Source organism: Streptomyces sp. ME02-8801-2C (assembly GCF_033793965.1).
Taxonomy (GTDB): domain Bacteria; phylum Actinomycetota; class Actinomycetes; order Streptomycetales; family Streptomycetaceae; genus Streptomyces.
On record NZ_JARAXP010000004.1, the window covers coordinates 713,240 to 734,953 of the forward strand.

Genomic DNA, 21,714 nt, shown 5'->3' on the forward strand with positions numbered 1-21,714 from the left:
CCGCGCTCCTAAAGGAGGGTCAGGGTTGGGTGGTTGGAGCTCGACAGGATTCGTAGGAGCTTGAGGGGGTTGTCTCGGACCGGGCCTCGGGTGACCGCCGCGCCCATGGAGACCGCCCTGCGTAGGCGGTGGTCGTGGAGGAGGATGACGAAGCGGGTCAACCTGCGTTGTTCTTCCGGGAGTTCGGTGACTATTCGGGTGGACTCGCGGAGTGTGGCGTGGGCTGTCGCCGCTGTGGCGGAGAGCAGGGAGCGGACGCCCGGGAGGTCTCGGCCCTGTTCCAGGTCGGACCGGGTGACTCCGTGTTTCTCCAGGTCGTCGGTGGGGAGGTAGAGGCGGCCGTCGCGCAGGTCCTCGGCCAGGTCGGTGAGGAAGTCGGTGCGCTGGCAGGCGTCGGCCAGCAGCCGGCAGCTGTCCGCGTACGCCTGGCTGCCGCCGCCCGGCATCGACAGGCCCGAGGTGATCATGAGGAACGGCCAGGTGAGCTGCTCTATGTACGCCTGGTAGTCGTCCTCGGTCGTGAACCCGGGGAAGTCCAGGTCGACTTGCGCGCCCAAGAGGTAGGAGTCGACCCAGGAGCGCGGGAGTTCGCGTGCCTCGGCGGTGTGCAGGAAGGCGCGCAGCAGGGGGTGCCGGGCCGTTCCGGTGTCCAGTGCGGCGCGCACCTGCTCGGCCCAGTTCGCGTAGCGACGCGTCCGTTCCGGCACCGTGCCGCGGTCGCAGAGGTCGTCGGTGAACGAGGCGAACGCGTATCCGGCCAGGATGTGGGGCTGGAGGCGGTCGGGTATCAGCAGGCGTACCGCCAGGTGGCCTGCCGGTTCCCGGCTCAGCATGAACTGTTTGGCCTTCAGATAGGCGGCGCGGTCGCTCCCGCTGTGTATTCCCGCCGCGTCCAGACAACGATGCCAGGATCGCACCGGCACGCCTCACCGTCGTAGTTGCAGTTGCGTCTGCAGTGTACGGGCGGTGCTCGGAGGACGTCGGACGGGCCGGCGGCGCCGGGATGCCGCCGGCCCGAGTACTGGGCCGGGCGCGGGTCAGCCGGCGCTCACCTGAAGTTCCTTGACCCCGTTGACCCAGGCCGAGCGCAGTCGGCGTGGGTCGCCCGCCAGGGTGAGGCCCGGCATGGCGTCGGCGAGGGCGTTGAAGATCAGGTTGATCTCCATGACGGCCAGCGACTTGCCGAGGCAGAAGTGCGGGCCTCCGCCGCCGAAGCCGAGGTGGGGATTGGGGTCGCGGGTGATGTCGAAGACGTCCGGGGAGTCGAAGACCTCGGGGTCGCGGTTGGCGGAGGAGTAGAACAGGCCAACTCGGTCCCCTTCCTTGATCTTCTGGCCGCCCAGCTCCGTGTCCCGGGTGGCCGTTCGCTGGAAGGACACGATGGGGGTCGCGAACCGCACGATCTCCTCGGCGGTGGTCGCCGGACGTTCACGCTTGTACAGGTCCCACTGGTCGGGGTGGGTGAGGAAGGCGTGCATGCCGTGGGTGATGGCGTTGCGGGTGGTCTCGTTGCCCGCGACGGCCAGCATCAGCACGAAGAAGCCGAACTCGTCCGAGGTGAGGTTGCCCTCGTTCTCCGCGGCCACCAGCGTGGTGACGATGTCCTTCGCCGGGCACTGCTTGCGGTCGGCGGACATGTTCATGGCGTATGCGATGAGTTCCATGGCCGACTCCTGGCCGACCTCCTCGGTGATCGCGTACTCCGGATCGTCGTACGAGATCATCCTGTTGGACCACTCGAAGATCCTGAGACGGTCCTCCTGAGGGATGCCGATCAGTTCGGCGATGGCCTGGAGGGGCAGTTCGCAGGCGACCTCGGTGACGAAGTCGAACGGGCCGCTGCGGGCGGCGGCGTTCGCGGCGATGGCGAGCGCGCGGCTCCGCAGGTTGTCCTCGAGGGCGCGGATCGCACGCGGGGTGAAGCCGCGCTGCACGATCTGGCGGACGCGGGTGTGCTCGGGCGGGTCCATGTTGAGCAGGATCAGCCGCTGGGCGTCGATCGCGTCACGCTCGATGCGCTCGTTGAAGCGGATGATCGCCGTGTTGGTGGTGGACGAGAACAACTCCGGGTGTGTGGACACGTACTTGACGTCCGCGTGCCGGGTGACAGCCCAGTAGCCCTCGTCGGCGAAGCCCGCGATGCCGGGGTGCTGGGGCACCCAGTGGACCGGCTCGGTGGCGCGCAGCTCGGCGAACTCCGGGAGAGGTACGCGGTCTTGGAGCAGGTCGGGGTCGGTGAAGTCGAACCCTTCGGGCATCGCGGGGCAGGACGCCATCGGAAACTCCCGTCATCTGATCAGTATCTGACGGTCCATCAGGAATGGGTGGGTGTCGCGAAGGTAGTAACGGGTTCCAGAAGAGGCAAGGGTCACGACACCACCAATTCCGGGCACCGGTTGTGCTTTCGGGCGCTGCAAGGGGGTTGCGGTGTTCGAGGACCCGTCAGCAGACTGCAAACAGAACTAGAACGCGTACTAGTTCTGCGTGGCGGGTGGGCCGGGACGCCCGCGCCGCGCGGGTGACCTGAGGAGAGGAACTCCCCACCATGGCCGCGGAACCCGTGATCGTCGAAGCCGTACGCACCCCCATCGGCAGGCGCGGCGGCGCGCTCGCCAACCTGCATCCCGCCTACCTCCTGGGTGAGACCTATCGCGAGCTCCTGGGCCGCACCGGCATCCCCGCCGACTGCGTCGAACAGATCGTCGGCGGTGCGGTCACCCAGGCCGGCGAACAGTCCGCCAACCCCACCCGCACCGCGTGGCTGACCATGGGCCTGCCGTACGAGACCGCGGCGACGACGGTCAACGCCCAGTGCGGCTCGTCCCAGCAGGCCTCGCACATGGTCGCCAACATGATCGCGGCGGGCGTCATCGACGTCGGCATCAGCTGCGGGGTCGAGGCCATGTCGCGGGTGCCGCTGGGATCGGCGTCCAAGCACGGCCCCGGGAAGCCGTTCCCGGACGAGTGGAACGTGGATCTGCCCAACCAGTTCGAGGCGGCGGAACGGATCGCCCGGCGCCGGGGACTGACCCGCGAGGACGTGGACGCGCTGGGGCTCCTGTCGCAGGAGCGGGCGGCGGTCGCGTGGGGAGAGGAGCGGTTCAAGCGGGAGACGTTCGCCGTCCAGGTGCCCACGACGGAGGAGGAACAGGGCGCCGGACAGGGCATGTGGCGCCTCGTCGACCGGGACGAGGGGCTGCGGGACACCTCGGCCGACGCGCTGGCCTCCCTCAAGCCGATCATGCCCACGGCCGTCCACACGGCGGGCAACTCCTCCCAGATCAGCGACGGTTCCGCCGCGCTCCTGTGGGCGTCGAAGCGGATGGCGCGGGCGCTGAAGCTGCGCCCGAGGGCGCGGATCGTGGCCCAGGCGCTGGTGGGGTCGGACCCGCACTTCCATCTGGACGGACCCGTAGACGCGACGCGGGCGGTCCTCGGCAAGGCGGGTATGACGCTGAAGGACATCGACCTGATCGAGATCAACGAGGCGTTCGCCTCCGTGGTGCTCAGCTGGACGCAGGTCTTCGAACAGGACCTGGAGAAGGTGAATGTGAACGGCGGGGCGATCGCCCTCGGGCATCCGGTGGGGGCCACCGGGGCTCGGCTGATCGCGACGGCACTGCACGAACTGGAGCGCGTGGACAAGGAGTTCGCGCTGATCACCATGTGCGCGGGCGGGGCGCTGGCAACGGGGACGATCATCCAGCGGTTGTGAGACCGGCGCGGTGGTGGCCGCGGTCATGGCTCCCCGGCCGAGGAGGGAGCACCGGCGGTGGCGGGGCGGGAGGTCGAGCCGGGACTTCCCGCTTCCGCCGTGCGGAACTGATCGAAACCCTGTGCGTACGCGCGTGCTGAGTTAGCCTCGTTGTGCCCAGTGAGGCGAACTGGCGTATGGAGAACATCATTTCGGGGGTTCCGTGACAGACGAAGCTGCCGCGCTGCGGCAGACCGCTGCCGCGCCGCTGCGCCCCGCCGACCCCGAGCATGTCGGCCCCTACGTGCCGTTGGCACTGCTGGGCAGCGGTGGCATGGGGCGGGTCTATCTCGCGCGCCCCTCGGACGACAGCCCCGGCCTGTTCGCCGTCAAGGTGATCCGGCCGGAGTACGCCGAGGACGCGACGTTCCGGCGCCGGTTCGAGCAGGAGGCGTTGGTGCACGGCCGGGTCCGTACACCGCGCGCACCGAGGCTGTGCGGTACGGGGTTCCAGGACGAGCTGCTGTGGATGGCCACGGAGTATCTCGCCGCGCTCGATCTCGCGGTCGCCGTCCGGGAGGGCGGTGCCCTGGAGCCGGGCGCCGTCTGGCGGCTGGTGGCGGAGCTGGGGCAGGCGCTCGCCGACCTCGCCGCCACGGGGATCGTGCACCGGGACCTGAAGCCGTCCAACGTGCTGCTGTCGGTCCGGGGCGCCCACGTCATCGATTTCGGCATCTCCAAGGCCGCCGACGCGAGTGCGATCACCGGCACCGGCAACCGGGTCGGAACGCCCGCCTACATGTCCCCGGAGTATCTGCGGACCGGCCACTGCGACGCGGCGTCCGACGTGTTCTCGCTCGCCGGGACACTGATCTACGCGGCGGCCGGCCGGGCCCCCTTCGGTGACGGCACCGGCGTCGACGTGATGCACCGGGTCGCGTTCGAGGAGCCCGACGCCGAGCTGATCGGCGAGATCACGGCGACCGACCCGGAGCTGGGCGCACTCCTCTCCGCCTGCCTCGTCAAGGAGCCCGAGCGGCGGCCGACGCCGGCGGAGCTGGTCGGGGCGGCACGTGAGCGTGCCGCCGGGTCCGTCCAGGCGCTCGAGTGGCCGCAGCCGTTGCTCGGCAGCGTGCTGGAGCGGCAGCGGGCGTACGACGTGCTGCACCGCTTCCCCGTCGAGCGGGCGGCGGAGCTGCGCTTCCCGGGCCGCCGCCCGAACCCGGCGTCCGCGGTGGCGGTTTTAGGTTCGGGTTCGGGTCAGGTTCCGGGGTCGGGTCAGGGTCCGGCGAAGGATGTGGGCCTCGTCCCGTCGGCGACCCCGGACGCGGCGTCCGCCGAGACGTCCACCGGGAAGCGGCGCCCGAAGCGGGCTCTCGCCTGGGTCCGCAGGCCGGTACCGGCCGCTTCCGCGGCCGTCGCCCTCTGTGCCCTGGCCGCGCTGGTCTTCGTACTCGCCCGTCCGGCGGACCGCGCGACCGCCTCGCCCCCCGGGGTGTCCGCGTCGGACTCCGTGGGCATCGAGGGCAAGGCGGGCGGCGCCCCGCCGAAGCCGGGGACCTCGGACGGCAAGTCGGCCCCGGCCGCGCCGGGCAGCGGCACCGAGACCGCCGACGGCCCCGCCGCACCGTCCCTCGTGCCCGGCTCCGGCACCGAGGGCGGCGACACCGACGGCGACGGTGAGCCGGACGTCCCGGCGCCGGGCGCCCCGACGGACACGGCCCCGGACACCGGCGCGGGTACCGGCACCGGCACGGGTACAGGCACGGACACGGGTACAGGCACCGGAACGGACGGCGGCACCGAGACCAGCCCCACGCCCTCCGCCACCCCCTCCCCGGACACCTCCCCGACCGATTCCGCCACGGCACCCTGGGTCACCGACTGCACGTACTACGCGGGCAAGGCGCGTACGGAACTCGGCGACACGGGCAAGCGCGTCAAGCAGGTCCAGTGCATCCTGTCGAAGCGCGGGTACGACATCGGCGGCACCGGTGTGGACGGTGTGTTCGGAGAAGGGCTGGAGACCGCGATGAAGAACTTCCAGTACGACAAGGGACTGACCGTCGACGGCCTGGTGAAGCAGGCGACCTGGGACAACCTGCGGGCGACGAAGTGACGAAGTGGTGACTCCGCCCCGAAACAGGGCGGAGCCGTACGTCAGTTACTGCCCGAGCGGCGCCTGCCTGACTGATCTCTGGCTGAACGTCAGCAGGTCGACCGGTACACGTACTTGCTCACGTCCGCGTCCCCCAGGTTCGCCGCCGTGATCGACACGAACGACGTCCCGATCGACTTCGTCACCTTCTTGCCCTGGACCGCGTTCACCGCCTCCCGTACCGCCTGAGCGCCGATTTCCTCCGCCTTCTGGGCGATCAGTGCCTGGACCGTGCCCTTCTTCAGTTGCTCGACCTGCGCGGGGCCCGCGTCGAAGCCGACCACCTTGACCTTGCCGACCTTGCCCGCGTCCTTGATGGCGTTGTTGGCGCCGTCGCTGGCCGGGGTGCTGATGGAGAAGATGCCCGCCAGGTCGGGGTCCTTGGAGAGGGACGCGGCGGTGAGGCGGGCCGCCTCGACGACGCCGCCGCTGGGGGTGGAGGGCTGCACGCCCACGAAGGTGATGTCCGGGTACTTCTTGATCTCGGTCTCGAAGCCCTTGATCCGCTGGTCGGCCGTGGTGACACCCGGGGTGCCGCCGATGATGACGACCTTGCCCTTCTCGCCGACGAGCTTCGCCAGGGTGCGGGCCGCCTCGGCGCCGCCCTCCACGTTGTTCGAGGAGACGGCGGAGGAGATGAAGCTCGTGTCGTCGAGGCCCGTGTCGGCCGTCACGATCTTGATGCCGGCCTCGTTGGCCTGCTTCAGCGGCGTGCCCAGGGCCTTGGAGTCGGTCGGCGCGATGACGATGGCGTTCGGTTTCTTCGCGACCGTGCTGGTGAGGATCGGCGTCTGGGTCGCCGGGTCGAAGGTCGTCGCGCCCTGGACGTCCACGGTCGCGCCGAGCTTCTTGCCCTCGGCCTTCGCGCCGCAACCCAGGGTGTTGTAGAAGGAGTCGGACGCTGTCCCGAGGATGACGGTCACCTTGGGGTTCGCGGTGGAGGAGGACGAGTCGCCGGACCCGCAGGCGGTGGCGCCCAGGAGGACGGCGGTGGCGAGGGCGGCGCCTCTGAGGGTGAGGTGGGCGGTCTGCATGGTTCAACTCCATTGATGCGACGGGGCGTTGGGAGCTGGGGCGAGAGGGAGGGCCTAACGCAGCGTGCGGCGGCGCCGGTTGACGTGGTCGACGTACACGACCCCCGCCAGGACCGCGCCGACCGCGACCTGCTGCCAGAACGGCTGGAGGCCGACGATGACCAGGCCGTTGCTGAGCACGGCCGGGATGAGGGAGCCGAAGGCGGTGCCCAGGACGCTGCCCACCCCGCCGAAGAGGCTGGTGCCGCCGAGCACGGTGGCGACGATCGCCTGGAGGTTGTCCCCGGTGTGGCCGCCGACAGTGGTGGTGGAGAAGCGGGCCAGGTTGACGTACGCGGCGATCCCGGCGAGGAGCCCGCAGAGCGCGTACACCTTGATCAGATGGCGGTCGACGGCGACTCCCGCGCGGCGGGCGGCCTCGACGTTGGAACCGATCGTGCGGGTGTAGGTGCCGAAGCGGGTCAGGCCGAGGACGATCGCGCCCGCGATGGTGAGGCCGATGGCCAGCCACACCGTGTACGGGATACCGAGGAAGCGGCCGAAGCCGAGGCCGCTGACCAGGGAGTCGGGAACCCCGCGCAGGTCGAGGCCGTTGGTGAGGACCAGCGCGCCGCCGCCGGCCGCCGAGAGGGTGGCCAACGTGGCGATCAGCGGCGGGAGTTTGGCCTTCGTGACCAGCAGCCCGTTCAGCACGCCCCACGCGAGGCCTGTCGCCATCGTCGTCACCAGACCCGCCAGCAGGGTCAGCGGGCCGCCGCCGCCCAGTGCCGTCATGACCTTCACGCCGACGACCCCGGAGAAGATCAGCACCGAGCCCACCGAGAGGTCGATGCCGCCGGTGGTCATCACGAACGTCATCCCGATGGCCAGCACACAGTAGGAGGCGGCCTCGATGGCGACACTGCGCAGGTTGTAGGCGGTGAGGAAGTTGTCGGGGTAGGCCGCGCCGAAGACCGCGAGCAGCACCAGCAGGACGATCAGGGCCAGACTCCGGGTGCCCTTCATGTTGCGCCAGGCGGCGGCGAGGGCGGCCGAGCGCAGGGGACGGGCGGTGCTCCCGTCCGGCCCGGGGGCGGCGGACTTCACCTCGGTGGCAGGGGGCGTCGGTGTGGTGGGCGTCGTGGGCGTCGTCATGACTGGTCCTCGCTGCGGTCGGAGCCGTCGACGGCTGGAATCAGGGCTGGATCCGGGTCCGTACCGTCATCGAAGGTGAGTGCGCCCGTCATGGCGCCGAGTACGTTCTCGCTGGTCGCCGTCGCGCCGGACAGTCGGGCCACCCGCTGCCCGAGCCGCAGTACCTCGATCCGGTCGGCGTACTCGAACACGAACGGCAGGTTGTGGCTGATCAGCACCACCGCCACGCCCGACGCCCGGACCCGCTGGATCAACTGCCCGACCCGTTCCGTCTGTACGACACCCAGGGCGGCCGTCGGTTCGTCCATCAGCAGCACCCGGTCCGCCCAGTTGACCGCCCGGCCGACCGCGATGCCCTGGCGCTGACCGCCGGACATCGTGACGACCTGCGCGGCGGTGTCCTGGATGCCGACGCCGAGCGAGCCGAACGCCTCGTCGGCCTTGGCGCGCATGGCCTTGCGGTCCAGGAAGCCGAGCTTGCCGAGCAGGCCGGGGCGCAGGATCTCGCGGCCGAGGAAGAGGTTCTCGGCGGGGTCCAGATCCGGGGCGAGAGCCAGATCCTGGTAGACGGTCTCGATGCCGAGGCGGCGGGCTGCGATCGGGTCCGGGATGGTCACCGGCCTGCCGTCGACCCTGATCTCGCCCGCGTCGGGCTGGATCACCCCGGAGATGACCTTGATGGTGGTGCTCTTGCCTGCGCCGTTGTCGCCGACCAGCGCGACGACCTCGCCCGGGTAGACGGTGAGCGCGGCACCGCGCAGCGCCTGGACCTGGCCGTAGCTCTTGACGATGCCGGACAGTTCCAGGACGGGGGTGACGGCCGGAGCCGGGATGGCCGAAGCCGGGGCGGCGGGACCCGGGGTGGCCTCGGGAGTGGGGGTGCTCATGGCGTCAGCTCTCCGCTTCCACGGGGGGTCAGTACGGTGCCGAGCTCGACCCGGCGGGGTGGTCCGCTCTCGCCCGCGAGCCGGGCCAGCAGCAGTCGGGCGGCCTCGCGGCCCATCTCGTAGGCGTCCCCCGACACGACCGTCACGGGGGTGGGCAGCAGGTCGGCGAAGGGGAAGTCGTCGAAGCCGACCAGGGCCGGGCCCTGCTCCGGGCCGGGTTGCGGGGTCATGGCGCCCATGGCGCGCAGAGCGCCGTAGGTCAGGAAGTTGGTGGTGGTGAACAGGGCCGTGGGGCGCCGGTCCGGGGGCAGCGCCAGCAGTCCGGCGGTGGCCTCCTCGGCCTCCGCCCGGGTGCCGTGCTCCAGCCGGGCGATCAGGGCCTCGTCGACCTCGCCGAAGGCGGCGCGCACGGCCTCCAGATAGCCGTCGAGCCGACGGCCCGTGGTGTGGTAGCTGGCCGCCACCACGACGCCGATCCGCCGGTGACCCGCGGCGATCAGATGCTCGGTGGCCTTGCGGGCGCCCCCGTGGTTGTCCAGCAGCACGGTGTCCGCGTCCAGGCCCAGCGCGGGCCGGTCCAGGAAGACCACCGGGGTGCCCTGGGCGACCTCGCGGCCCAGATAGCCGTAGTCCATGGCGCCCGGCACGATCAGCAGCCCGGCCACCCGCTGGCCGAGCAGGTCGTCGATGCTGCGGCGCTCGGCCTCGGGGTCCTCGTCCGAGCTGGCCAGCACGACGTTGTGGCCGCCCGCGCGGGCCGCGCTCATGACACCGTTGGCGATCGAGCCGTAGAACGGGTTGGACAGGTCGCCGACCAGCAGCGCCAGCGTGGTGCTGCGCTGTCCGGGGCGCAGGCTCCGGGCGAGGTCGTTGCGGCGGTAACCGGTCTCGTCTATGGCGGCGCGCACCCGTTCCGCGATCGCGCGGGAGACCGTCTCGTCACCGTTGACGAACCGGGAGACGGTCTTGATCGACACCCCGGCGAGGGCGGCGACCTCCCGCATGGTGGGCGTTCGCATGTCCGGCATCACTCCGAAATGGGTCGCTCGGTGTCGCTGTGTGCCGCACAGCAAACCGCCGTGAAACAACGTTGTCAATGGATCGCAACGGGGATTTTTCCCGCCCTTGCGCGGTGTGGTGCCGGGTGCGTAGGGTCCGACAACGTTGTTCCGAAACAACGTTGTCTCGGTCGGTGGTGGGGGAAGTGCGCGAGAGGATGATCATGCGATCGATCGACGAACCAGACGGCGGCCTGCGGGAAGGCGCACCGGGCGAAGGCGGACTGCCGGAAGGTGAGCTGCCGGAAGGTCTCCGTGCCCTGAGCGCCGACGTGCGCCGCGAGCTGCGCTCCCTCGATCCGCGCGCCGCCGACCGCTTCACCGGGCTGCTGACCGGCACCTGGGGCAGGGCCATGCGCCCGCTGCCCGACGGCGAGATCTTCGTCCTCACCGGCGACATCCCCGCGATGTGGCTGCGCGACAGCACCGCCCAGGTCCGCCCGTACCTCCTCGCCGCCGACGATCCCGCCGTCGCCGCCGCGCTCACCGGAGTCCTGCGCCGCCAGCTGCGCTACGTCCTCGCCGACCCGTACGCCAACTCCTTCAACGCCGAACCCGACGGCTCCGGCGCCGGTTACATCGACGAACCGACCCCCGACCCGCTGGTCTGGGAACAGAAGTACGAGGTCGACTCGCTCTGCGCCCCGCTCCAGCTCGCCTACGGCATCTGGCGGGCCACCGGCAGCCTCGGCCACCTCACCGCCGACGACCGCTTCGTCCGCGCCGCCCGCCGAATCGTCGCCCTGTGGCGGGTCGAGCAGGACCACGAGAAGCACTCACCGTACGAGTTCCGGCGCCTCGGCGACGACGCGTTCGACTCGCTGCCGCGCGGCGGCCGGGGCGCACCGGTCGCGCCCACCGGCATGACCTGGTCCGGCTTCCGCCCCAGCGACGACCGCTGCCGGCACGGCTTCCTGGTCCCGGCCAACGCCATGGCGGCCGTCTCACTCGCCGGCCTCGCCGAACTGGCGACGGTACTCGGAGACCTCGACCTCGCCGCCGACGCCGTGGCCCTCTCGGGCGAGATCGCCACCGGCGTACGTACGCACGGGGTGACCGCAGGGGCAGACCCGGCGGTGTACGCGTACGAAGTCGACGGTCTCGGCGGGCAGTTGCTGATGGACGACGCCAACATCCCGAGCCTGCTCTCACTGCCCTACCTCGGCTGGTGCGACCCGGGCGACCAGCTCTACCTGCGCACCCGCGAGTTCGTCCTCAGTGACGCCAACCCCTACTACTACGCGGGCGGTTGGGCCTCCGGCATCGGCAGCCCGCACACCCCGCCCGGCCATGTCTGGCCGCTCTCCCTCACCATGCAGGCACTGACCAGTGACGACCCGGGCGAGCGGACCCGCCTCGCCGAGCTGCTGCTGCGCACCGACGCGGGCACCGGCTCCGTGCACGAGAGCTTCCACGTGGACGACCCCGCGAACTTCACCCGCGCCTGGTTCGGCTGGGGCGACGCCCTCTTCGCCGAACTGCTCCTGGACCTCACGGGCCGCTCGACGACCCGTCTGCATCCCCGCCTGTCCACCACCGAACTGCCCTCCGGGTAAAGGCGCTTACGGTCCTCGCGGCGCCGTCGGTCGCTACGATCTCCGGCGTGTGCGCAAACATTGTGGTCGCCGAAGACGACGCGAAACAGGCCGAACTGGTGCGCCGATATCTGGAGCACGAGGGTCACACCGTCACCGTCGTGGAGGACGGCCGGGCGGCTCTGGAGGCCGTCCGGCACCAGGAACCCGACCTGGTCGTCCTCGACGTGATGATGCCCAGAGCCGACGGCCTCGACGTCGTACGAATCCTGCGCGCCGAACGCCGGGAGGTTCCGGTGCTGATGCTGACGGCCCGCAGCACCGAGGACGATCTGCTCCTCGGCCTCGACCTCGGCGCCGACGACTACATGACCAAGCCGTTCAGTCCACGCGAACTGACGGCCAGGGTACGGACGTTGCTGCGCCGCAACCGGCGCGGCACCGACCCGGACCCCGTACCCGTACCGGCTCAGCCCGCCGCTCCGGAACCCGAAGCCGCCCCGGACGAGAAGGTGTTGGCGGTCGGCGCGCTCAGTGTCGACCCGGCGCGGCACGAGGTGTCGATCGCCGGGGCGCCCGTCGAGTGCACGCCCGGTGAGTTCCGTATCCTCGCGGCGATGGCGGCCCAGCCCGGCCGGGTGTTCACCCGGGCGCGGCTCCTGGAGGAACTGCACGGCTTCGACAAGTACATCAGCGGCCGGACCGTCGACGTGCACATCATGAACCTGCGCAAGAAGATCGAACGCGCCCCGCGACGCCCGTCCCGGATCGTCACCGTCTTCGGCGTCGGCTACAAACTGACGGACCCCGCGAGGAACGCGCACCATGCGTCGTCGTGACAAGGCGCGCGCGACGAGTGCCCGGCTGCCGCTCCGCAGGAGCCTGGCCGGGCGGCTGCTGACCGTGACGGCGCTGGTGGCCTCCTGTTCGGTCGCCGCGACCGCCTGGCTGGCCGTGCAGACGACCACCGTCGCGATCCGCCAGGAGCAGGGGCAGAACCTCAAGTCCGACGCCCAGATCTACAACACCCTCCTCGGCTACGCGGCCACCCACCCCGACTGGGACGGCGTCGACGCCACTGTGCGCGACCTGGCCCAGCAGTCGGGGCGCCGGATCGTGCTGACCAACGAGGGCCGGCGCCCGTTCGTCGACTCGGCCGACTCCCCGTCCGCAAAGGGCGGTTCACCGCCGGCCACGCTCGCGCCGCAGGCCTCCGCGGTCGTCGACCCGCTGTCCGTCGACACCGTGCTGGTGCCCGACGCGGCCAAGGCCGGCGCGGACCGCGTCGACCCACGGGCCGTGGGCCCCTTCCGCCTGCCCGCGGCCGAGCGGGCCGCGCTGCGCAAGGCCTCCGCCGGGCAGGTGGAGTGCCTCAACCGACTCGGTATCGCCGCCGACCTCGTCGAGAGCCCGGGCGGACGCACCCGCGTCCAGTTCGTGAGCGAGGAGAACGGGACGGACAGCGAGGTCGACCGTTCCACGCAGGCCAAGTGCCTGGAAGGCTTCGAGACCGGTGCCACCCCGACCGAGCGGAAGGCGCTCAAGGCCCTCAACCAACTGGCCGACGCCTGCCTGAAACGACAGGGCCGTACGGCTGTGCAACTGAACCTGGACCTGTCCTGGAACCGGGCCTACGGCACCCCCTACGGGCAGGACTACGAGGCGCTCTCCGACGCCGAGGCCACCCGCCGCAAGCGCGCGGCGGCGGAAGAAGCGCTCCTGGCCGCGAAGCGGGAGGAGGACGCCGAGGCGGCCGAGCGGAAAGCGGCTGCCGGCGGCGCGATCGACTACGTCCCCTCCGAGTTCCGCGACAGCGGCTACGACCGGGCCGTCGCCGCCTGTGTCGTCAGCGCCCGCCGCGAGCAGCTCACCGCCTATGTCGCCGGACCCGCCCTGCTGTTCATCGACGGCCCCGGCGCCGCCGGGGTACCCGGCTTCGACCTCTCCCCGGCCAACACCGCCCGCATCGCCGGGGTCACCGCCCTGGTCCTCGCCCTCACCGTCGGCGCGTCGGTCCTCGCGGGAGGCAGACTCGTACGCCCGCTGCACGCGCTCACCGGCGCCGCCCAGCGGATGCGGGACGGCCTGGACTCGACGCCGGTGCCCGTGCCGGTCGTCTCCGACAACGAGATCGGACGGCTGACGGCGGCCTTCAACGACATGGCCGCGCACCGGGCCAGGCTGGAGGAACAGCGCAAGGTCATGGTCAGCGACGTCGCCCACGAACTGCGTACGCCGCTGAGCAACATCAGGGGCTGGCTGGAGGCGGCCCACGACGGACTGGCCCAGCCCGACCCGGCGTTCGTCTCCTCGCTCCTGGAGGAGGCGGTGCAGCTCCAGCACCTCATCAACGACCTCCAGGACCTCGGCGCGGCCGACGCGGGCGCCCTGCGACTGCACCGCAAGCCGGTACGGATCGACGAACTGCTCGGCCAAGTCGCCTCCGCCCACCAGGGGTTGGCCGAGACGGCGGGCGTCTCCCTCACCGTCCTGCCGACGACGGGCCCCGGCCTGCCCCTCCTGGACGCCGACCCCGTGCGGCTGCGCCAGACCGTCAGCAACCTGCTCTCCAACGCGGTGCGCCACACACCGGCCGGCGGCAGGGTGACCCTGCGCTCGTACGTCACCGACACCGGCGAGCAGCTCGCCGTAGAGGTGTCCGACACCGGCACGGGCATTCCGGCCGCCGATCTCCCGTATGTCTTCGACCGTTTCTGGCGGGCGGAGAAGTCCCGCAGCCGCAGTACCGGCGGCAGCGGTCTGGGCCTCGCGATCGTCCTCAAGCTCGCCGAGGCCCACGGCGGCACGGTGGACGTGACGAGCACGGAGGGGGAGGGGGCCACCTTCACACTGCGGCTGCCGACGGCGGCAGCGGCGGGGACCGGGCGCGACCCTGATGGGATGACCACGGCGACCTGACAGGTTCCTCACAACTGCCCGTCAGGGTGGGGCCATGCCCGGAACCTGGTGCGGATCGGCAACCAGGTACGACGAAAGCCGGGCTGGAACTGGAGCCCTTACATGTCCCGCCGTCTCACCAAGCGCCCGCTGCGTCCGCTGACCTCCCTCCGGGTCGCCGTCCTGACCGGCGTCGCGGCCGGCGCCCTGCTCGTCCCGGCCACCGCTGCCTTCGCGGACACGACTCCGACCCCGGTCGCCTCCGACGTGCCTTCGGAGGGGAAGGACGCCCTGGAGAAGAAGAGGAGCGAGGACGCCCTGCAGGCCAAGGAGGCCGAGCGCAGGAAGGCCGAAGCCGCGAAGGCCGCGTCCGGGAAGGAGTTCCCGCGAGGCGGTGTCGCCGCGGGCGAGGCCCCCGCCAAGGACGACAACACCGGCGCCCTCGTCGGTTCGGCCACGGGCGCGCTGCTGCTCGCGGGCGCCGGCACCTACGTACTGCGCCGCCGCACCGCCGCCCGCCGCGAAGGCTGACCCGGCAGCACGACCCCAGCGACGACACGGTGGCGCCGCCCTTCACCGGGCGGCGCCCTGTGCGTTCCCCGCCCCCCCTCGCACCGCACCCTGTTCTGGAGCTCGCGTTGCCCCCTGCACCTCCTGCGAACCCGGCACGCCGTACGGCCCTCACCCGTGGCCGTCTCGCCGTTGCCCTGTTCGCGACCGCCATGCTGATCCTTCTCGTCGCCGGGCTCACCGGCTGCTCGTCCACCCCGGACCCGACGGTCCAGGTGGTCCCCAGCGCGGTCGGCACCGCCTCGCCCGACGCCCGAGAGGCCCCCGACGTCGAGCAGGCCCCGGCCCCGAACGCTGCGGCGGCCCCGGCGTCCCCTGCCGGGATCAGCGTCCCTTCCGTGGGAGTCGACAGCCCGCTGATGAGGCTGGGCCTCAACCCGGACGGGACGGTCGAGGTCCCGCCGGCCGGGAAGGGGATGACAGCCGGCTGGTACACGGGCGGGGTCGTGCCCGGTGAGGTCGGCGCGGCCGTCATCATCGGTCACAACGACACCCGCTTCGGCAAAGCCGTCTTCCACGACCTCGTGAAGATCGCCAAGGGGGCGGACATCGCCGTCACCGACGTGAACGGAGACGTCGTCCACTTCACCGTCACGAACACGGAGAGTGTCGACAAGGACGCCTTCCCCACCCAGAGGGTCTACGGCCCGACCCGGGACCGTGCCCTGCGGCTGATCACCTGCGACGGCGACTTCGACGCCCAGGGGCACCCGGTGAACAACCTCATCGTTTATGCGACCCGGAGCTGAATTCGTATACAGGAGCGGTCGGGCCGTGCCGGATTCGTCCCGCCGTCACGAGTAACGTCCGGACGATCCCTGCATGAAGTCTCAAGTAATGGCCACGAGTTACGCGATTGCGTACGCCAACTGTCTCCTCAGCACCTACTCTCCCTCCAGACTCATCCAACGGGGAACAGACGGGGAACGACGGGGAACAGGCGAGCTGAGGACAATGGAGCCACTTCGTCCCACGGATCCGGACCGGTTGGGGCCCTACCGTCCGGTCGCGAGACTCGGCGCGGGAGGCATGGGCGAGGTCTTCCTCGCCAAGGACGACCGGCAACACTCCGTAGCCGTCAAGGTGATCCGTCCCGAGCTGGCCTCGGCCAGGTCCTTCCGCAACCGGTTCCGCCGCGAGGTGGACGCCGCCCGCGCGGTGAGCGGCACCTACACGGCGTCCGTCCTGGACGCCGACCCGGACGGTCCCGTCCCCTGGCTCGCCACCACCCACATCCTCGGCCCGACGCTGGCCGAGGCGGTCGAGGCGTACGGCCCGCTGCCGCCGAGATCGGTACTCGCCCTCGGCGCCGGACTCGCCGAGGCGCTGATCGCCGTGCACTCCGCGGGGCTGGTCCACCGCGACCTCAAGCCGTCCAACGTGCTGCTCTCCGCCGACGGCCCGCGCGTCATCGACTTCGGCATCGTCCGCGCCACCGACGGCTACGAACTCACCCTGTCCGGCGTGCTGTTGGGCTCCCCGCGGTACATGTGCCCCGAGCACGCCACCGGGAACCCGATGGGTCCGCCCGGAGACGTGTTCTGTCTCGGCTCGGTGCTGGCCTACGCGGCCACCGGGCAGGCGCCCTTCGAGGGCTCCTCGGCGGCCACCCTGCTGTACCAGGTGGTGCACGGCACGCCCGACCTGACGGGCGTCAACGCCCCCCTGGACACGATCATCGGGGGCTGCCTCGCGAAGGCCCCGGACGCCCGGCCCAGCCCGGACCGGGTGTCGGCGGCATGCGCGCCGGGCGGCGCCGACGCGCTGGACTGGGGCGACTGGCTGCCGGAACCGGTGGCTGCCCACATCAGGGGACAGGCCGCCGCCCTCATGGACCTGGACCTCGACCTCGAGACCAAGGTGAACGCCGTCGGCCGGGAGCCCGCCCATGCCGCCGCCCTGGCGACAGCCCCCGGTCCGGGCAACCTCCGGGTCGACCCGCGCCTGGCGGCCGTACAGCGACTGGTCGCGGAGCGTTCGAGCGGTCCCGGCCGCGTCGTCCTCCCGCAGGAACCGAAGTCCGTCCCGACGCACGAGCAGCCGCCCGAGCGGCCTGCCGTGCAGTCGCCCGAGCGGGGCACCCACCGGGCCCGGCACTCGACCCGGCCGAAGCCCTCTCGCCGAAGGGTCCTCACGGCTGCCGCGCTCGCCGCGGGCACCGGCGTCTCCGCGCTGCTCTACTCGAGGAACAGCTCGAGCGCCGCGGCCACCCCCGCCGGCCCGGCGCCGGAACCGCTGTGGACGTTCCGAAGCGAACCGCTGCTCCAGGCACCGGCGGTCTTCTACAACGACACCGCCCTGATGAAGACGCAGTCCGGCGCCCTCTTCTGCCTCGGTCTCACCGACGGCTCCCGCCCCCGGTGGACCTACCAGGGCATCAGCCAGTCGCCGACCCCGCCCCTGCTCGTCTCGGACGTCGTCGTCGCCCTCGGCACCGGCGCGACCGTGCTGGGCGTCGACGCGGTCACGGGCGCCGAGCGGTACGCGCTGGACTTCGGCGCGGACTTCCGCTTCGACACGCTGCTCGGCGGGGCCGTCGGCACGGTCACCATCGTCGGACTGCGGTTCGACCGCCAGGACCGGCCGGACGGGTCACGCGGACCGGCCACCTCCACGAACGTCGTCCTAGGTACGAATCTCAAGGCGCGCCTGGCGCAGGTCATCCCCATCAGCAAACAGGACATCGGCCTCGACCTGAAACCGTTCATCGACGCCGAGCGCTTCGTCTACATGGACGGGCTGCACCGGCTGACGGCCCGCGACGGCACCGGCCGGGGCAACGTGCTGTGGAGCAGGCCCCTGGCGTCCGGGTCGGACAGCCGGTCGGCCCCGGTGGTGCTCGACGACACCGTCTTCGCCGCGGACAACGAGCTCATCGCCGTGGACCTGAGGTCCGGTGCGCTGCGCTGGCGGGTGCGCCAGGAGAAGGGCGGATTCGCCTCCGTCGCCGCCGCGGACGCCACGGTGTACTGCACCACGAGGAGCCCGCACGGCGTCGAGGCGTTCGACGCCGCCGACGGCTCACGGCTCTGGTTCTGCGAAACGCCCCGGCTGAACCTGGACAATCCCCTGGTGGCGGGCGCCGACGCGGTGTTCGTCACGGCAGAGGACAACAAGGACGGCTTCTACGCGATCGATGCCCGGCGGGGCGAACTGCTCTGGAACTTCACCGACAACCGGGACACCGGCATCAATGAGTGGCAGCTCTCCTGCGACACCGCGCCGGGGACGGAGCATCCGCTGATCGCCCAGCATTTCGACAAGGTGTACGCCCTCCCGATGCCCCGGAACTGACGGGCACCCGAAGTTCGCAACCGGTCACTGGGCGACTCGGCCGGCGGTCACACCGCTGCGACGGTGCTGCTCACAGCTGATCCCGGGCTTCGGAATCCTCCGCCGGGGTCGCGAAGGCGCCGGGAGTCCCCTCCCGGAAGGCCGGCGCCTGGAAGGGGTCGATCTCCGGGGTCGGGGTATCGGTCCTCGCGTGGAACGTCGTCGGTTCCGGCGCGGAGAACAGAGAAGTCAGCTCGATGGAAAATCTCCTGATCCTCGAGAGGGGGGCACGGCAGATCTCAGAGAACGGTCAGCTTGGCGTACGGGCTGACAATCCGTTCCTGACGCCCGCCGAAGTCGACGAGCACTGCGATGCCATCCTCGACGGTGGTCACCCGGCCGAGGCCGAAGACGTCGTGAGTGACTCGGTCGCCTGCCGCGAAGTGCTTGGCAGGGGGTGCCACAGGGGCTTTGAAAGGGCTGGTGGCCAGGTGGGCCCGCGTTACCGCTGTCTTTGTCATTGACGCCAGTATGCTCCGCTCCGGCCCGCCATGGACCCCGTGAGCGCACTCCACTGTCGGCGGCCCCACAGGCACCGGCTTGGCGGACGGGCTCGCCGACGCCGGGAAATCCCGCTCGCCGACACGGATCACGCAGGTCACACGGGTGATGGACGGCCGATCCCAGCCCCGGGACCGGCCCCTCGGACAGCGCGACACCACGTGGAGTAATCGCCAAGAGTTATGAATCGTTAGCAACGCGACTCCTCCCGTACGGCGTCGCGGGCCCCGTTCACTCCCGTCCGGACGCGCTCACCGCCAGCGCCGCCACCGCCACGGCGGCCACGAGGAGCGGGATCCCCAGGCCGTGATGGACCACCAGCCACGCCCCGAGGACCGCGCCCGCCGCCATCGCCGCCACCGACGCCGAGCGGCGCGGGGAGCGTCTGCCCGTGCCGCCGGCCGCGCGGGAGTCGGCGGCGAGACCGGTGAGGGTCATCGTCAGGACGGTGGTCGTCAGATCGGGGACGCCCAGCCTGCGTACGGTCGCGTTGCGCAGGCCCATCGCGAAGGCCGTGACCGCGATCAGGGTGTAGACGGTGGCCGTCGCGTCCGGCCTCACGAAGGCGACCACGGAGGACGCGCCCAGGAACACCGCCTCGACGGCGAGGGTGATCCGGGCCCACCTGCGGCGCGAACCACCGCCCAGCCGTCGCGAGAGGCGCCCGCCGGCCACCGCGCCCAGCACGAACGAGGCGAGCGACGTCAGCGTGTGCGGTACGGAGAAACCGGGCGCCCCGGCGGCGGCGAAGCCGAGGACGACGACGTTGCCGGTCATGTTGGCGGTGAAGACATGCCCGAGCCCGAGATAGCTGACGGCGTCGATCAGCCCGCTGACCACCGTCAGCACCAGCAGTACGGCCACGAGCCGCAGACCACGCGATTCGGAATCCGGCTCGGTTGCCTCTTTGCTCATCCGGCCACTCCATCACGGGGAGACAAGGGGGAGACAAAAGGAAGCACGACCGGCCCCCGAAGTATCGGGGGCCGGCGCCTGAGTACCCGTGTCCTACCGGGCCAGTACGTTCCTGGTCGGCTCAGTACCAGTGGTGGGCCTGCCAGAAGTTCCACGCGCCGACCGGGCTGCCGTAGCGCTCGTTCATGTACTTCAGGCCCCACTCGATCTGGGTGGCGGCGTTGGTCTTCCAGTCGGAGCCGGCCGAGGCCATCTTCGAGCCGGGGAGGGCCTGGACCAGGCCGTACGCGCCGGAGGAGGCGTTGGTGGCGGCGACGTTCCAGCCGCTCTCGTGCTCGACGATCTTGCTGAAGGCGTTGAACTGCGCGTCGTTCGGGATCAGCTTGTGCGCGATCGCCTTGGCGCCGGACGAGGAGGCGGTGGACGCCTCCGCGGGAGCCGCGGCCAGGACCATACCGGCGGTGGCGGCGGCCACGGCGGCGGTGGTGAGGGCCTTCTTCGGGGAGGCGAGGGTGCGGGCGATACGGGAGACGAACACGGAGAACCTTTTCTTCGGGGTCAGGGTGGCCGCGTGCAGTCGGTGCCGGGTGCTGCGTGTGTGGCGGTGACATGCGGCGGCGCCGCGACCCGTGGGGGTTCGTGGCGCCGTGCGACTGCTTCAGACAAACAGGCTGGGCGGGGGGTCCGCAATCACCCCTTTTGCTAGTTGTGTTCGTATGTGGGCTGAAGACGTTGTTTGTGATCTGGCTCTCAATGCGCAGGTCAGGGGTCGTTTCTGTGTGGGCATGACATGGAAATTGATCTACTAATTCGCTTCGTAGGTGATCTGCGTCCTATGGGCCGCTTCACGTCCCTGGCGCGTCGAAAGTGACCTGGCTCTCGAAGGCGGCCCGTCGTGTGGCCCGGCGAACGGGGCAGTCCGGCTGACGGCACCGAGTTCAGACAGTCACGTACGTCACCGGGTCGCTCCCCGTCACCGCCTCCGCCTGGCCCAGTTTGACCAGGCGGCGTACGTGGGCCTCCGCCTCCGAGACCGCGATGTTCCGTGAGCCCGGGGGGATCTCGGCCCAGGGGCGGTTCCACTCCATGCGTTCCGCCAGTTGCCAGGGCGTGAGGGGAGTGGTGAGGAGGGCGCGGAGGCCGGCGAGGCGTTCGTCGTGGTGGTCGAGGAGCTCCTGTACGCGGACGGTCGAGTCGGGGAAGGTGTGTCGGTGGGCCGGGAGGACCTCCGCCGGGGCCAGCCGGCCGATGCGCTCCAGGGAGTCGAGGTAGTCGCCGAGGGGATCGGTGACGGTCGTGTCGTCCGGGTCCTCGTACAGGCCGATGTGCGGGGTGATCCCGGGGAGCAGGTGGTCGCCGGAGAACAGGCGCCCGTTTCCCGGGAGCTGGGCCGGGTGGGCCTCCTCGAGGTGGAGGCAGACATGGCCCGGGGTGTGGCCCGGCGTCCAGATCGCGCGCAACCGTCGGCCGGGGAGATCGAGGAGTTCGCCCGGGACGATCTCACGGTCTGGCAGCGCGGGCGAGAAGTCGGGCAGCATGCCGACGGGAGTCCTGGTCAGGGTCGCCACATGGTCGGCGGGCGCGCCGGCCGCCGCGAGCTTCGCGACCATGTACGTGTACCAGCGCTCGGCGCGGTTGTCGCGCGTGCGCCGGACGAGCGCGATGTCCGCCTCGTGCATCGCGATCCACGCCCCGGACGCCTCCCGTACCTGGCCGGAGAGGCCGTGGTGGTCGGGGTGGTGGTGGGTGATCACCACGCCATGGATCTCGCCGACGGCGGTACCGCACGCCGACAGGCCCTCGGCAAGGGTCTCCCAGGACAGCGGGTCGTCCCAGCCTGTGTCGACGAGCACCGGTCCGCTGTCGGTGTCGACGACGTACACCAGCGTGTAGCCGAGGGGATTGTTCGGAATGGGGACCCGGAGGGACCGTACGCCCCCGCCGTGATCGGTCACCTGCGTCGACGTCTTTGTCATGGGCTCCCCTGTGGCTGGGCT

Annotated in this window: 18 protein-coding genes; 8 read left to right on the forward strand and 10 right to left on the reverse strand. The window is 71.0% G+C overall.

Going from position 1 to position 21,714, the window contains the following annotated elements; translation table 11 throughout:
• Positions 1-8: 8 nt before the first annotated feature.
• Positions 9-917: a phytoene/squalene synthase family protein gene (locus PV396_RS16395; protein WP_319205209.1), complete on the reverse strand. Its 909-nt coding sequence runs from the start codon at positions 915-917 to the stop codon at positions 9-11.
• A gap of 120 nt (positions 918-1,037) precedes the next feature.
• Positions 1,038-2,276 (reverse strand): cytochrome P450, encoded by a 1,239-nt coding sequence (locus tag PV396_RS16400; RefSeq protein WP_319205210.1) that lies wholly within the window; start codon positions 2,274-2,276, stop codon positions 1,038-1,040.
• Between the two features lie 269 nt (positions 2,277-2,545).
• On the opposite strand from PV396_RS16400, the gene PV396_RS16405 reads away from it, so the two are divergent.
• The gene (locus PV396_RS16405; RefSeq protein ID WP_319205211.1) at positions 2,546-3,715 is read left to right on the forward strand and encodes a steroid 3-ketoacyl-CoA thiolase; all 1,170 of its coding nucleotides are present in this window, start codon (positions 2,546-2,548) and stop codon (positions 3,713-3,715) included.
• Positions 3,716-3,917: 202 nt separating this feature from the next.
• The gene (locus PV396_RS16410) at positions 3,918-5,813 is read left to right on the forward strand and encodes a protein kinase domain-containing protein (protein ID WP_319205212.1); all 1,896 of its coding nucleotides are present in this window, start codon (positions 3,918-3,920) and stop codon (positions 5,811-5,813) included.
• Between the two features lie 89 nt (positions 5,814-5,902).
• Here the strand turns inward: PV396_RS16410 and PV396_RS16415 are convergent, their stop codons facing one another.
• The 4 genes from PV396_RS16415 to PV396_RS16430 are packed head-to-tail and all read right to left on the reverse strand — an operon-like array spanning position 5,903 to position 9,926.
• The gene (locus tag PV396_RS16415; protein ID WP_319205213.1) at positions 5,903-6,886 is read right to left on the reverse strand and encodes an ABC transporter substrate-binding protein; all 984 of its coding nucleotides are present in this window, start codon (positions 6,884-6,886) and stop codon (positions 5,903-5,905) included.
• A 54-nt stretch (positions 6,887-6,940) separates the two neighbouring features.
• Positions 6,941-8,020 (reverse strand): ABC transporter permease, encoded by a 1,080-nt coding sequence (locus tag PV396_RS16420; RefSeq protein WP_319205215.1) that lies wholly within the window; start codon positions 8,018-8,020, stop codon positions 6,941-6,943.
• Complete coding sequence (locus PV396_RS16425; protein ID WP_319205216.1) at positions 8,017-8,907, reverse strand: ATP-binding cassette domain-containing protein; 891 nt, start codon at positions 8,905-8,907, stop codon at positions 8,017-8,019. The genes PV396_RS16420 and PV396_RS16425 overlap by 4 nt, the downstream gene beginning before the upstream one ends.
• A complete protein-coding gene (locus PV396_RS16430) occupies positions 8,904-9,926 on the reverse strand; it encodes a LacI family DNA-binding transcriptional regulator (RefSeq protein ID WP_319205217.1) in 1,023 nt (340 codons plus the stop codon). The genes PV396_RS16425 and PV396_RS16430 overlap by 4 nt, the downstream gene beginning before the upstream one ends.
• Before the next feature lie 203 nt (positions 9,927-10,129).
• Here PV396_RS16430 and PV396_RS16435 point away from each other — a divergent pair, with 203 nt between their 5' ends.
• From PV396_RS16435 to PV396_RS16460, 6 genes are all read left to right on the forward strand, one after another.
• Positions 10,130-11,521 (forward strand): glycoside hydrolase family 125 protein, encoded by a 1,392-nt coding sequence (locus PV396_RS16435; protein WP_319205219.1) that lies wholly within the window; start codon positions 10,130-10,132, stop codon positions 11,519-11,521.
• Positions 11,522-11,568: 47 nt separating this feature from the next.
• Positions 11,569-12,339, forward strand: coding sequence for a response regulator transcription factor (locus tag PV396_RS16440; RefSeq protein WP_319205220.1), 771 nt, complete (start codon positions 11,569-11,571; stop codon positions 12,337-12,339).
• Positions 12,326-14,419 (forward strand): HAMP domain-containing sensor histidine kinase, encoded by a 2,094-nt coding sequence (locus PV396_RS16445; RefSeq protein ID WP_319205221.1) that lies wholly within the window; start codon positions 12,326-12,328, stop codon positions 14,417-14,419. The genes PV396_RS16440 and PV396_RS16445 overlap by 14 nt, the downstream gene beginning before the upstream one ends.
• 102 nt (positions 14,420-14,521) lie before the next feature.
• The gene (locus PV396_RS16450; RefSeq protein WP_319205222.1) at positions 14,522-14,929 is read left to right on the forward strand and encodes a hypothetical protein; all 408 of its coding nucleotides are present in this window, start codon (positions 14,522-14,524) and stop codon (positions 14,927-14,929) included.
• Between the two features lie 191 nt (positions 14,930-15,120).
• Positions 15,121-15,717: a class F sortase gene (locus PV396_RS16455; protein ID WP_319205567.1), complete on the forward strand. Its 597-nt coding sequence runs from the start codon at positions 15,121-15,123 to the stop codon at positions 15,715-15,717.
• A 280-nt stretch (positions 15,718-15,997) separates the two neighbouring features.
• Positions 15,998-18,262 carry a protein kinase domain-containing protein gene (locus PV396_RS16460; RefSeq protein ID WP_319205223.1) on the forward strand — a complete coding sequence of 755 codons (2,265 nt, stop codon included), beginning with the start codon at positions 15,998-16,000 and terminating at the stop codon, positions 18,260-18,262.
• Positions 18,263-18,540: 278 nt separating this feature from the next.
• Here the strand turns inward: PV396_RS16460 and PV396_RS16465 are convergent, their stop codons facing one another.
• The 4 genes from PV396_RS16465 to PV396_RS16480 all read right to left on the reverse strand — a co-directional run bounded on the left by PV396_RS16465 (position 18,541) and on the right by PV396_RS16480 (position 21,693).
• A complete protein-coding gene (locus PV396_RS16465; RefSeq protein ID WP_053744237.1) occupies positions 18,541-18,762 on the reverse strand; it encodes a hypothetical protein in 222 nt (73 codons plus the stop codon).
• Positions 18,763-19,033: 271 nt separating this feature from the next.
• Positions 19,034-19,717, reverse strand: coding sequence for a YoaK family protein (locus tag PV396_RS16470; protein WP_319205225.1), 684 nt, complete (start codon positions 19,715-19,717; stop codon positions 19,034-19,036).
• 121 nt (positions 19,718-19,838) lie between these two features.
• The gene (locus PV396_RS16475) at positions 19,839-20,255 is read right to left on the reverse strand and encodes a transglycosylase SLT domain-containing protein (RefSeq protein ID WP_319205227.1); all 417 of its coding nucleotides are present in this window, start codon (positions 20,253-20,255) and stop codon (positions 19,839-19,841) included.
• Positions 20,256-20,655: 400 nt separating this feature from the next.
• The gene (locus tag PV396_RS16480) at positions 20,656-21,693 is read right to left on the reverse strand and encodes an MBL fold metallo-hydrolase (RefSeq protein WP_319205228.1); all 1,038 of its coding nucleotides are present in this window, start codon (positions 21,691-21,693) and stop codon (positions 20,656-20,658) included.
• Positions 21,694-21,714 lie beyond the last annotated feature (21 nt).

Bases quoted from the DNA above. Each gene is read 5' to 3' on its own strand.
- PV396_RS16450 (WP_319205222.1), top strand. From the start codon at position 14,522: ATGTCCCGCCGTCTCACCAAGCGCCCGCTGCGTCCGCTGACCTCCCTC.
- PV396_RS16445 (WP_319205221.1), top strand. From the start codon at position 12,326: ATGCGTCGTCGTGACAAGGCGCGCGCGACGAGTGCCCGGCTGCCGCTC.
- PV396_RS16470 (WP_319205225.1), bottom strand. From the start codon at position 19,717: ATGAGCAAAGAGGCAACCGAGCCGGATTCCGAATCGCGTGGTCTGCGG.
- PV396_RS16460 (WP_319205223.1), top strand. From the start codon at position 15,998: ATGGGCGAGGTCTTCCTCGCCAAGGACGACCGGCAACACTCCGTAGCC.
- PV396_RS16425 (WP_319205216.1), bottom strand. From the start codon at position 8,907: ATGAGCACCCCCACTCCCGAGGCCACCCCGGGTCCCGCCGCCCCGGCT.
- PV396_RS16435 (WP_319205219.1), top strand. From the start codon at position 10,130: ATGCGATCGATCGACGAACCAGACGGCGGCCTGCGGGAAGGCGCACCG.
- PV396_RS16420 (WP_319205215.1), bottom strand. From the start codon at position 8,020: ATGACGACGCCCACGACGCCCACCACACCGACGCCCCCTGCCACCGAG.
- PV396_RS16400 (WP_319205210.1), bottom strand. From the start codon at position 2,276: ATGGCGTCCTGCCCCGCGATGCCCGAAGGGTTCGACTTCACCGACCCC.
- PV396_RS16430 (WP_319205217.1), bottom strand. From the start codon at position 9,926: ATGCGAACGCCCACCATGCGGGAGGTCGCCGCCCTCGCCGGGGTGTCG.
- PV396_RS16405 (WP_319205211.1), top strand. From the start codon at position 2,546: ATGGCCGCGGAACCCGTGATCGTCGAAGCCGTACGCACCCCCATCGGC.
- PV396_RS16480 (WP_319205228.1), bottom strand. From the start codon at position 21,693: ATGACAAAGACGTCGACGCAGGTGACCGATCACGGCGGGGGCGTACGG.
- PV396_RS16455 (WP_319205567.1), top strand. From the start codon at position 15,121: ATGCTGATCCTTCTCGTCGCCGGGCTCACCGGCTGCTCGTCCACCCCG.
- PV396_RS16415 (WP_319205213.1), bottom strand. From the start codon at position 6,886: ATGCAGACCGCCCACCTCACCCTCAGAGGCGCCGCCCTCGCCACCGCC.
- PV396_RS16465 (WP_053744237.1), bottom strand. From the start codon at position 18,762: ATGACAAAGACAGCGGTAACGCGGGCCCACCTGGCCACCAGCCCTTTC.